The organism is Ruminiclostridium cellobioparum subsp. termitidis CT1112, from assembly GCF_000350485.1.
Classification (GTDB): domain Bacteria; phylum Bacillota; class Clostridia; order Acetivibrionales; family DSM-1351; genus Ruminiclostridium; species Ruminiclostridium termitidis.
Window position 1 is genome coordinate 97,295 of record NZ_AORV01000058.1, and the last position, 13,235, is coordinate 110,529.

Here is a 13,235-nt window from a genome sequence, read left to right on the forward strand (position 1 = left end):
GTTACCTCCAGTTCTTATGCTTCAAGTTGATCCTGCATTTCAAAAATCTCGTACTTTTCTTGTGTAATAGCAGCCTTATACCATTTGCCATGCCATGCCAGAGTAAACTCAAGCTTTTCCCATTTTTCGGGAAGATGCGGCTCCAGGCGTATTTCACTGCACCACATGGCGCTCTTCAAGCCTGCAAAACCATATACAATCATCTGCCACAGGCCTCCGCAGTTTGCAATGTGAATACCTTCGGCAGCTCCCTTTTTTTCAATGGACATGTCGGTTTCCATAACTTTTTTAAGGAATTTTCCGGCCTCCTCCAGCCTTCCCAGCCAGGCTGCCGTGATTCCGTAAACCGATGCCGAAAGCGATGAGTCGTGAGTGGTGATGGGTTCATAGTAGTCATAGGAAGCAGACAGCTGCTCCCGTGTGAAATCCCCGGGATAAAGCATTATCAATTGAAGGACATCGGCTTGTTTTAATGCCTTGGAACGGTAATTCCTCTCTTGGGATATAAAGTGTCCGAAAGGCCTTGTCCTGTCCTTCCAGATGGTGTCAAAATCCAGATCGGCATAATCCTGAAAATCGTCCGACTGGGGAATTATCAGGGTGTTTGCATCAAAAGGAATTTTCAATTTCTCTCCCACATCCTTGAACCGCGCCATATCCTCCGGTGTGAGAGCAAGCCTTTTTTCAATATCCCTGTATTTATTTGCGTCCTGTTTCCTGACGGCTTCCAGGTATTCCACTGTTTTGTCCAGGCTGAACTTAACCATCCGGTTGGTAAATGCATTGTTCCTGGTCATGGGCAGGTATTCATCCGGCCCCATAACGCCTAAAAGCTCATAATAGCCATTTTTATTGATATCCACCCGCTCAACCCAGTACCTGGCGGTTTCAACCATTATATCGATGCCATGATTCCATATAAATTCCAGATCCCCAGTACCATTTACATAATGGCACAACGCGTATACAATGTCTGCGGTAATATGTATCTCATGATCGGCATATTGCCAGCATGGGCATTGCTCCTCTCCTGAAACCGAAGACTCCCAGGCATATCTTGCCCCCTGGTAGCCGTAAGCCCCGGCATTTTTACGAGCCCCCTCCAGCGTGTTGTACCTGAACATTATCAGGTTTCTGGCAGCCTTTGGATTTGAATGGATAAAAAATGGCAGCATGTTTATTTCGGTATCCCAGAAATACCGGCCAAAATATGCTTCACCTGCATATCCCTTGGCACATATGGCAACCCTGGGGTCATTTTCACAGTTAGACCGGATCAGGTGATATATGGATGTACGCAGCGCCAGCTGCGCTTCAAAATCTCCGGTAATTTTTATGTCACTGTATTTCCACTTTTCGGTCCAGACTTTCGCATGATTTTCATAGAGCTTTTCCCGGCCCTCAGCACCGAAAGCCCTTAAATATTTAAGGCCTCTCTCCAAAAGCTCTCCGGCCTCATTGTCCCTGCCGGTAACAACTGAAACTGCTTTCTGAACCTCCAGACAATCTCCGGCTTTCAAAAGTTTTGATCCCCAGAAAAAAACATTTTGATCCTTCTGCTGCCTGCTCCATAAAATATTTTGGGAGGCCTTTACACTGGACAGCATTAAAATCCTGTCCCCGCCATCGGTAAGAGTTTCTGCCGAAATACAGCCGGTCTCAGGTTCTGCTGTCAATACCTCCCGGAAATGGTTGTAACCGTTGGTCCTTACGCCGGCATCTATTCCGCAGGCAATATCAACAACGCCCTGTCCCGACAGTGCTTCAATACCGAGCTGCTGCAGGCACAGATGCTCATGGGACATACTGATGAAGCGCATATATGTGAGCCTCAGACTCAATCCGGCTTTTGTTTCCCATATGAAGGTCCTGTAAAGGCAGCCGTTTCTCAAATCCAGCCATCTTCTATATTCCTTGACATTACTGAGTTTCATATCCAGCTTTTCGCCGGCAATAACCAAATTCATACTTAGAAAATAAGGAAGATTAATTATTTCTTCTTTAAGCAGCGGGTGTTTACCAACGACACCGGGTATGAAGGTGCCCCATTTGGATTCGGGATGCCTGGGTTTTTCAAGTGTGACATTTGCCGGCATCCGCAGGTATTCTTCATCCTGGGCTGCTCCTTCAAGCCCTTCTTCAAAACTCCCCCTGACATGCATATAGCCGTTGCCCTGGGTAAAAAGTCCTTCATAGTGCTTGGTGGTTTCACCGCTGAACCTGTCTTCTTTTATACACCATAATTCATCTATATCAAGCAATTGCTTCCCTGTATTCATTAAAATTCAATCCTTTTTCAAATAATGAAGTTTTTCAGCCTTTTACGGCGCCTGCCGCCAGTCCTGATACAACCTGCTTTTGAAGCAGCATATAAACGATTATGCTTGGAATGATTACAATAACCGTAGCTGCAAACATTACACCATAGTCACTGGCAAACTGGCTTTTAAAGTAGTAGAGTGCCAGAGGAAGTGTCCGGCTTTTGTTACCTGTTGTGAGGGTAATTGCAAACTGGAATTCATTCCAGCATAAAAGAAACTGCAATACGGCTGCCGTTCCAAACCCGGGCTTTGCAATTGGAAGAATGATTGAGACAAAGGTCCTGATGAAACCCGCCCCATCCAGGCTGGCCGATTCTTCCATTTCCTTTGGTATTGTCTGAAAATAGCTGGATATTATATAAAGTGACGCGGGAAGTCCAAACCCTGCATAAACAATAACCAAACCAATCAGTTTGTCATACAGTCCCAATGTATTCACTGTCAGATACAATGGCTGCAGCATTGCGGCGCCAGGTATCAGCAGAGATAATGAACAGATACCTACTATGGCTTTTTTTCCTTTAAAGTCAAACCTTGCAATAACATAGGCCGACATCCCTAAAATAATCAGATTCAATATTGTACCGAAAATACCTACGATAACACTGTTCAGGTAAAACTGTGTCAATGGTGCTATTTTAAAAGCCATCAGATAATTTGATATTTTGAAGCTTTGCGGCCATCCAATGGAATAATTGAGAATCTCCGCATTGGTTTTGAACGAAGATATGAACACCCATATAAACGGTCCGATTGACAGAACTATTATAGTTAAAACAAACAAGTATTTTAAAATTGATAAAAGAAATTTCATTCCTTTCAAGCAAGTCACTCCTTTCATGTATCAGAATTGCCTATTTTAAATATTCTCCTGTAGAGTAGTACCAATACAATTCCAAATACAACAAGGAATGTACCAACAGTATTTGAGTATCCGAAATTATTGTCCATTAAAGCTGTCTTATAGATATACATTGGAAGATTCATTGTCTGATTTCCAGGCCCTCCGCCTGTGGTCATCATGATAATATCCAGCTTTTGCAGCATACTTGTACCCGACAGAATTACACAGGTTCCGATAATGTTTCTGAGCAGCGGCAGTACAATATACAAATTTACTTTTATTTCACTGGCACCGTCAATCCTGGCCGATTCGAAAAGTCCCTCCGGAATTGCCGCTATTTCAGCCAGAACCAGAATGGTAACTACGGCGGCATAGGGCAGCCAGGTCATGGTTACCGAAAAGAAGGATGTCCTGTAGTCCATAAACCAGTTTTGTGAAAAATCCTTAAAGCCAAATAACCTGATAATACTGTTTATCGCGCCAAACTCAGGATTTAATATGCATAAAAACAGCATTCCCACGGCAGCTCCCGAAATGATATTCGGTATCATAAATACCGTTCTTGCAAACTTCCAGTAAAATTCCTTCATATTGAGAATAATGGCGAACAATACACCAATAAAAACATGAGCAGTGGACTGCAATATAATCCATATAACAGTATTAATCAAACTCCGGGTAAAATCCGAGTCATCGGTAAACATTTTTATATAATTGCTTAAGCCGATGAAAACAGGTTTTGTTCCGGTGGCCCATTCTGTAAAAGAAGTACCGGCAAGTATAACAATTGAAACTGCATAAACTACTACAAACAGTATAATTGTCGGAATCAGGAATAAAGCTATGTATCCTTTATTTTTCGCCATTTCATCATCTCCTTAAATGCAATTCTCCCCGGAACCTTCCGAGGAGAATGCATTACAACTTCTATTAAATATTCAGCATTCATTTAAGTTATTTGTTCTTTGCAGCCACCTCAGTAAGCTTCTTGGCAAACTGTTCGGCAGTCAGCTTATCGAAAGCCAATTCCGGATATAAGTTCTTCCAGGTATCAGTTACATTTGGGAATACTATAGTGTCAAAGTACTGGTACTTCACTTTTGCACTATTTCCTACATCAATGGTCTCTACAAATACCGGATATTTTTGTTTGAATTCTTCCGAAGGCTGTACCTTGTCTGAAACAGGTAACACGTTACCGAGTTCCAGTGCTATGGATTGCCCTTCGGCACTGGTCTTGTACTTGATGAATTTAGCTGCGGCATCTTTTTTATCTTGAGCATCCGAGCCAATCATGTACCCGACTTCATAGGACAAAAATGCTCCGCTTCCAGGGTATGCGGCAACACCCACCTTCTTGTCAAAACCCTCCGGAGACTTGCTCTTGTCACTGAAATCACCGATCATCCAGGGACCGTTGGCAATAATAGCTGCTTTTCCCTGTTCGAAATTATTTGCCGCATTTGCATATACTGCTCCTATGGCATCCTTTGTTGTGTACTTCTTCAGCATTATCTGTATTTTCTTCAATCCTTCGATCATTTCAGGAGTTTCAAAACTTGCAGGATGAAGAGTATTCATAAATTTATTTCCGGCTTCTCCGCTTGTACCTACAATTGAGGAAAGCATAAGGTTGGTGGTCCATGCATTTTCACCTGTCATCAAAGCCAGAGGGGTAAAACCTGCCGACTTTAATTTATCGCAGTTGGCCAAAAACTCATCCCAGGTTTCAGCAGGTTTTATGCCTGCCTTTTCAAACATCTCCTTATTATAGAAATACCCTATAACCTGTTTTTGATCACTGATGGACCATACTTTTCCGTCACGTGTATTTGCGGCAATTGCTTCATCGCCGATATCAGCTTTCCATTCTGAATCCTTATCCAGGTATTCATTAAAAGGTGTTGCCAGATTGCCTTTTATCAATATTTCATTTATTCCGTTTTTCCCCATGACAACATCGGGAAGATCCCCTGAAGCAGCTAAAATTTTCATCTTGTCGTTATATGCCGTATCGCTTGGAATCTCTTCTACCTGGACTTTTACTTCATTACCGAACTTTTCATTAAACTTTGCGATCTGCTCCTTCTCGAAAGCAGCAGAGTAATGAGTACCTACCCTGTATGTAGGATATTTTATTGTAACCGGGCTCTTTGCCTCTGCACCGGTCTGTGCACTGGTTTGTGTACTGGTTGATACTGCGGCGGATGTTGTGCTCTCGGAAGCTGTATTTGTACCGCATGCAGCTAAAGAAGCAACCATTAATGAAGCTAATAATAAAGCTACAGGTTTTTTCATCTCAATTCCTCCTTGTATGTTCAAATCATTCACTAGTAGCGCTACGATTACATTATAAGATGCCGGGCCAAATAAGTTAATTTATTATTTGTACTTGTTTTTGTAATATTTCTAATTAAATTCCTCTATGCAGGAAGATTAACAGTCAAATTCCAAATTAATTGTAATATCTTTACTATTGTATGATTTTTTTGACTTCATATTTTCTATAGCCAAAAAGTGCACCTCAATATAATAGAAACATTTGGTTTACTATCATTTGGGTGCACTTTTCAGTTCAGGTCATTTATCTGGAAAGCAGGTTATACAGTACCTGTACAGCCTCCGCCCTTGATGTATCTTTTTTAGGCTTCAATTTATTGTCATCTCCCGAAACAATACCTGCCTCAACAAATAACCGCATTGTATCTTTTGCATAACCGGATACATCCTTTGAATCGCTGAAGCTGTCAAAGCTTCCTGTTTTTGCAGCCGGTAATTCACCAAGTATATCCAATACACGATAGAGTATAACAAGCATATCCTGTCTGCTTATAGCAGCATTCGGCATGAATTTGTTATCTCCGGTACCTGAAACCAGGCCCAGGCGTTTTGCAGTACCAAGGTAATCAGAATAGTATTTGCTGCCTGCATCTGCAAAGTTGTCGGTTACCGCCCTATCAAGCTCAACGCCGTAAGCGTTCATTACCATTATGAGGAAGTCAGCTCTTGTAACCTTATTCTGAGGAGCAAAACTGCCGTCCCCCACACCATTTACTATACCTCTGGCCGACATGAATCCCACCGCCCTGTCAAACCAGTCCTTTGATGTAACATCGTTGAATTTAACCTCATTATAACCTACGGCATACTGTGAACTGTCAGCGGTTATAAAATCAACCGTGCCTGTCGCAGGATTATATATACTTCTTACAACTTTTGAGTTTCCGTCATTGTCTATTTTGTATATTATGATAGAGTTATACTTCTCATTGGGTTTTGGAGCATATGGTATACTTATCCGGGCAGTTCCTTCGCCAAACTCTGATATAACTTTATCACCAGTCTGGACTGAGAAATTATAAACCGGCCGGTCACTTACTTTAGCCTTTATTTCTTCCGGCAGCAAAGAATTCTCCGACTTTTTCAGGATGATGCTTACTTTTCCGGATGCAGCAGAAGCACTGATCGAAGCTATTGCTTTTGCATCTAAAATAACGCTTCCGATTCCTGTACTAAGCTTAATGGAAGTTCCGGCTATTTCTTTAAGCGCATCTGCCGGGAATCCTACCTCGACAGACTTTGTATCCTTTGCAGAGTCGAGTTTTATTTCAACAATAGCTTTCTGTCCATTGCGTTCAGCTTCCCTGGCTTTTTCTGCAAGACTATGGATAGCAGCTTTTTCTACATTGGCTACGGCTTTTCCCGATTCATTGCCGGCTTTTATTGAAATGGTCAGTATTGTTTTATCACCGCTTATAGATGAACCAATTGGATTTACAGTCGTTTCTTTATTTCCCGAACCGGTATTTCCAGTATTACTTCCGGTACTGCCACCGTTATTACTGCCGTTGTTACTGCCTCCGTTGTTTCCGGTATTGCCTCCGGGCTGATCGGCAGGAGTTATGGTAATACTTAAAGCTTTACTTTCACTTAACACAGGATTGCTGCTGTCCCGGACCTTTAAGCTGACACTAAAGGTACCTGCTGCAGCTGGAGTGCCTTCTATCACCCCGGCATTTGTAATTTTCAGTCCCGCCGGAAGTCCTTCAGCACTCCAGGTGTATGGCAATGTTCCGCCTGCTGCGGCTAATGCACTTGAATACGCCGCCCCAACCTTACCATTGGGTAATGATGTTGTATCTATTGACACCGAGCTTCCCAATAAATCTTTCAGCACAATAGTAACTTCCTTTGTTTCTATCGGAACTGTAACAATACCATTGGCATTGTCCGCTTCTCCGGCAGAAACCCATGAGATATTGTCTACCATGGCTGGCAGTTGAATACTCCATTGTTCTGCAGTACCTGCAGCTATTTTGGAATTTTCCCTATTGCAGTTCATGGTAATTTTCAGTTTGCTGCCGTTTCTTTCAATTGTATAGCCTGCTCTGCCGCCTTGAAGAACCGGATAATTTTCTATTGCCGCAACTATGTTATTTTCCCTGGTGGCATTTGTTACCCATTCTTTAGGAATACCACGGCCGATAATTATTTCTACATTTTTGTTATCATTAAAAATTCTTTCGGCTATAAGTGCATCATACAAAACTTTGGATGCTGTTGCCTGTCCCCACATGTGCTGGTTGGAACCACCGCCTCCGGCCGCATTATCACGGTTCCAAAGCGGAGTTGAGGGATCCTGGTCGGGATAATTTGTCGGTCCTACACCTTCCCACCAGCCAAAGGGCGAGCCCATGGCACTGTTTATCTGAAATTCATAAGCTTTTATTCCCATATCTCTGTAAGCTTCACCCCGAAGTGCGGCAATACCGTACCCTGCATTGTAGGCACTTGAATACCATCCATGAGGATAACCTCCAAAATTATAAGGTGAAGCTTCCGGCAGGCTTTTACGCCTTTCAATGCCATATGCATAAGTCTGGTCGATCATATCTATATTGGCTCCTGCTTTGGTTTGATCTGCACCATACAGATGCCCGTCCCAGGGGAATGATCCAAATAACAGCATTGATGCCCAGTTTGCATCTCTGATATCATTGCATCTGTTTTTAGTGTTCGGTTCAACTATTGAAGCCGGAATATAGTTTAAGTTATTACTGCTGATTGTATTTTCAAGTGTCTCGGTTACTGCTTTTAACAAACTGTCGTATTCGGCATTTGCCCACTGAACTTCTGTTAAATAATAGTCTTTTTTGTTCGGGTCGGTTTCCTTTAAAGCCAATTCATTACAGATATATTTATACGCTGTAAGCCCCATAAGTGCAGCCTGGTCATCAACTGTCCACTGGCCGTAGGAATCAATGGCCAGGGTGCTTTTCATAATTCCGTCATGGTTTGCACCTGTACGGTCGTCATGAATAGAATGAGCCATTTTTTTAATTACACCTTCAAATTTTGCTTTTATGTAATCAAGATCTCCCGTTTTGCTTAAATATACGGAATATGCCCATGGCAATTTCCAGTTTGCATCCCAGTATAAATCGGGATCCACCTTACCGTTTTCAATGTTTATACCTCCGGTCATGGGAACACTTTCAAGATAATTTTTTGCGTCCTTGAAATCACCGGCTGTAATAAGGGACTGCAATATTCCGATTGTGTCATGTGAAAACAACCTGTCATAGCCATTTTCACCAACATGCAGGAATGTGTCGTCTTTGATAATAAGAGTATAGATATAACCTGCCTTATATGCGTTTACCAAACTGTCTCTATTATTTGCATCCTTGCTGTTGGGCAGCTTTATATCTATTATTCCTGCAAGTCTGGTATCCCAGTAAATCTTCATGTCAGCATAGTTATTTTCAAAGATACTGTCTTTACCTGTATCTGTGACACTCCTTGCGGCTTCAATGATCTTTTGGTCAGTGGGGAATTCTGCTTTAGGAGATACTTCATGCTGATTTCCTGTATGCCCCTCATTTTCAAATCTATCGGCTTTAATTGCATATTCTCTTACAACTGTTTCTCCGGCATTAATGACAAATGCAGATTCAGCTGCTTTATTCAAAGGCAGTAATTCCTTTGAAACAACAGGAAGCAATCGTTTCTCACCTGAATTGTTTGTGGCCGTCATTTTTGCATACGCAACTTCCACGGGATTGCCATCAATGATATGCTTATTGGCAAACTCTTCAATTTTATATGAAACATTATCTGCCGTATACTCACTTACATAGCAGGGCAAATATCCGTCCCTGTTGTACCAATCGACTGAAACACCTTTTTCCTTAAGGCCTGCCACACCGAATCTGATCATCAGGTTTCCCCTGCTGGCAAGCTTAAAGGAGCCATCAATAAAAGCAATGGGAGCATTCATATCACCTTCAAAACCAAAAGAACCGGTTAATCCGCCGTCTGTTTTTGATGAATATTCTCCTGATACCTGAAGTTTTGCAATAGCGTTCAGAACATCGGCGTAGGCCTGCAGCTTTTCATGCTCGGAAGCAATGCCGCTCAATTGTTTTGCATTTGCAATTGCACCTGTTAATACTGCTGCCGAAGCGGCAGTGTAGCCCTTAACTGCCACATTATCAAAACTTGAAACGAAAGCATTAAAATCAGATATGTTTATATTTGTGACCAAATTATCTTTTGCGGCTTGAAGTTTTCCGGTTTCAGCATCAATTTCCTGCTGGGTGGCATCGAAGTTATTCAGGCAGCTTCCTGCGGATTCCGCAGCACCCGCTAAAGCCAGCCAGGATTCCACCGTATAAATTTTTTCATTGTAGCTGCCTGTCTCGGATACCAAAGCCTCCAGTGCGCTTCTATCCACATTTACTTTTTTAATTGATTTTCATCAAACCTGTTCCAAGCCATGCCTCAGCTACAAAATTTCCTGAAACAGTCTTACCGTAGAATTCATTTTTTGTATAATAATTTTTGGGCATGACTGTCCAGCAATATATACCGTCCTGGAGAGCAGTCTGAGTTACATCAATTGCATATCTTTTATTTGCGCTTAAATCATAACCAAGCTTGACGGTGGTTAATCCTCCGCTTACAACAGCTTTTTTGCCGACGGTAGTTTGTGCAAGTACAGCTCCCGCAGGCAATCCATTGCTATCTGCCGCATACAGCTTTACCACCAGATCGCTTCCGTCATCCGATGCTTTTGTCAATCCAAGCTGAACATATTCCATCCTGAAAGCTTCACCGGCTGTAAAGGTCTGGTATCTGTCCTGTTGATCCTTGAGATGACCCAGGGCATAACTTAAGCCCCTCTGATCGCTTGTGTAGTCTATCATCACATTGGTGTCCTTTTTTACAAGCTCACTCTGGGCTTGACTAAGCGCTGCTTTTGCATTATCAGCCTCTGCCTGTGTGATGTCAATTTTTTCAAGAATTGCCTTTGCCGCAATTTTTGCATTATTAAATTTGTTCCATGAAGCATCTGTAAAATAGCTTTTGGTTATTCCGTCAAATTCATCATAAAGAGCTTGTAAAGCTGACTTGTCAGCAATTTCCTTGCTGCTTACTGCTATATTTGACAGTGATGAGTTACCATCACGTGCATTTTTATATTTTTGTACACCTTCAACTCTGAGCTCCTTATTTGCCGGAACAACAACCTGATATTTGAATACCTGGGCAGTACCGCCTGCTTCCATATGTTTGGCAGCAGCATATTTGCCATCCAGATAGAAGTTTACATCTGCTTTTGCCTGCCAGATACCCGTACTGAATACTACGGTTGTTTGAGTTGGCTGTGCTGCTACTGAAAAGTTCCAGCCGACATTTTCCTTGCAGGCGCCGGGATTTCTATCCTCCGGTAAAGGCAGGAAAACGCCGAAGCCAGTATCATTTGCCAAGGATTCATAACCTGTCATTCCATCCGTCCATGACGCAGAAGCATGGTTGGCATCACCATTAACCTCTTTTCCCTCAGGAACAGTATTCGCAAGTGCACTGAATGAAATTGCGTTCTGAGCATTCTTCCTGATCTGTATAATTCCGTTTGAGCCATTCCCTTTCAAATGCAGCCAGTCAATATTTCCAACTGCAGTCAGATCAATGGCAAACACACCACTCATCTGGCTTTGTGTAATGCCCAGTTCATTTGTATTGTACTCAAGGGCACTCTGAGCCTGTACCAATGCGGTTTTTGCACTGTCAATTGCAGACTGTGCTGCAGCCGGATCGTCAAGAACAGCTTTTGCAGCAGATCTTGCATTATCAAAAACCGTCCATGTTGTATCTGTATACGAACCCTGAACTAAATCCTTAACTTCATTATATAAGTTCTGTAAAGCCGTCTTATCAATAGCCGTTTCACTGCTGACCGCTATACCTGAAAGTGAAAAGTTACCCCACTGGGATAAAGTCTCCTTTTGTATTCCCTCAACCTTCAATTCTATATTTGCAGGTACAGTTACCTCATATTTATATGCCTGGGCGCTGCCACCGGCAGATATGGTTTTGGTATCATACAGCGCACCATCCTTATAAAATTTTACATCTACTTTTGCCTGCCAAAGTCCCAGGCTGAATACTACCGTTGCTTCCTTCGGCTGTGCCGCTGCCGTGAAAGTACAGCCCACATCATTCCCCCAGACAGCCGGGCCTCTGTTGCTTGCCGGGAAGAAAACCCCAAACCCGGTATCCTTACTGCCGGTTTCATAGCCTGCCATACCGTCATACCAGCTGTAGGACATACGGTCTGCGTCACCATTGTTTTCTTTGCCCTCGGAACCGGTATTTGATAATGTACCGAAAGAAATTGTACCTGGAGAAGCTGCTTTCCTGATTGGTACGATATTGCCGGAACCGTCTCCCTTCAAATGCAGCCAGTCAACATTTCCGGCAGATGAAAGATCAATTTCGGCTTCACCGCTCACCTGGTTTTGTAAAATATTAAGTTCATCGGTACTTCCCGTAGCAGCAGTACCCACAGCTATGTTTGATATTGAAGAATTGCCGTCCTGCCACAAGATATCTGTTTGTATGCCTTCAACCCTCAGTTCCCTGTTTGCAGGTACCGTCACCTGATATTTAAAGGTTTGTGCGCTGCCACCGGCAGATATACTTTTCACATCAGCCGGCATACCATCCATGTAGAAGTTTACATCCACATTTGCCTGCCAAAGCCCTACAGTGAATATTACCGATGTCCGGACAGGCTGCGGTGACACTAAAAAATTCCAGCCAACGTTGTCGCTGCAAGTGCCGGCACCTCTATTTCCTGCCGGTGGTAATAAAACAGCAAACCCGGTATCATCCATACCTGATTCATAGCCTGCCATACCATCGGTCCAGGTGCTGGCTATACGGTCTGGATCGCCATTGCTAACCTTGCCTTCCGGGACTGAATTTGGGAGTATATCAAATGATATGGCACCCGGAGTAGTTGCTTTACCAACCTGTATAACACCTCCTGAGCCATTGCCTTTGAAATGCAACCAATCAATATCTCCAGCCTGCGTCAGATCAAGATCATACTGACCGCTCACCTGGCTTTGATCAATAATAAGGTTTGCATCACTGCCGGCAGCATAAGTCATCCCGCCCTGCAGTACAGCCGAAAGTAGCATGCAAACACATAATGCTGCCGAAACCATTTTTAAAACAGTTCTCTTTAACATTTTTTCCCTCCGTTAAACTTTTTTAAATACCTTATTTTTATAAAATGCTACATTTAAGTATATTGTCTATCTTGTATATAGTTAATGAAAATTAAGTACATGTTTTTGTGATATTTTGCTATATTCGGTCTTTAGATCAGCCCAATAAATTCAACTTGTATTATCTTGAGAATTCTTTAGTTTTTTTTACTACTTATGAATTTTTAAAGGAATTTGCTGGGTTATGTTGAACTGGCATAGTTATGTTACTGAATTTTATTTTAACTCGTAGTGTTAATTGGAATTTTGTATTGCTTTACAGATAAGTTTAATTAGGATCAACTGGATTACCGCAAGTATTTTGGGTGCGCCCTTATTTTATGAAGTCAGTACGGAAGTGCCAGTTAATTTAAAAAATTACACGGGTAAAATATAAATTAAATTAATCAGCACAACAGATTAACTTAATTGTAATATCTTTACTATTGTATGACTTTTTTTACTAACTTTTTTTAATTAAAGGATTATAAAGTATTTTGTTGAATTATG

Annotated in this window: 6 protein-coding genes; all 6 read right to left on the reverse strand. The window is 42.2% G+C overall.

Translation table 11 applies throughout. From position 1 onward, the window contains the following. Positions 1-14: 14 nt before the first annotated feature. A complete protein-coding gene (locus tag CTER_RS20395) occupies positions 15-2,279 on the reverse strand; it encodes a glycoside hydrolase family 65 protein (protein ID WP_004628808.1) in 2,265 nt (754 codons plus the stop codon). Between the two features lie 34 nt (positions 2,280-2,313). Then, the gene (locus tag CTER_RS20400) at positions 2,314-3,135 is read right to left on the reverse strand and encodes a carbohydrate ABC transporter permease (protein WP_242835036.1); all 822 of its coding nucleotides are present in this window, start codon (positions 3,133-3,135) and stop codon (positions 2,314-2,316) included. 23 nt (positions 3,136-3,158) lie between these two features. Further along, positions 3,159-4,031 (reverse strand): carbohydrate ABC transporter permease, encoded by an 873-nt coding sequence (locus CTER_RS20405; RefSeq protein WP_004628764.1) that lies wholly within the window; start codon positions 4,029-4,031, stop codon positions 3,159-3,161. A gap of 88 nt (positions 4,032-4,119) precedes the next feature. Then, positions 4,120-5,463 (reverse strand): ABC transporter substrate-binding protein, encoded by a 1,344-nt coding sequence (locus CTER_RS20410; RefSeq protein ID WP_004628879.1) that lies wholly within the window; start codon positions 5,461-5,463, stop codon positions 4,120-4,122. Positions 5,464-5,749: 286 nt separating this feature from the next. After that, positions 5,750-9,901 carry an S-layer homology domain-containing protein gene (locus CTER_RS28925; protein ID WP_004628865.1) on the reverse strand — a complete coding sequence of 1,384 codons (4,152 nt, stop codon included), beginning with the start codon at positions 9,899-9,901 and terminating at the stop codon, positions 5,750-5,752. 10 nt (positions 9,902-9,911) lie between these two features. Further along, on the reverse strand, positions 9,912-12,707 hold the full coding sequence (locus tag CTER_RS28930; RefSeq protein WP_004628928.1) for an FIVAR domain-containing protein: 2,796 nt from the start codon (positions 12,705-12,707) through the stop codon (positions 9,912-9,914). Between the last annotated feature and the right edge of the window lie 528 nt (positions 12,708-13,235).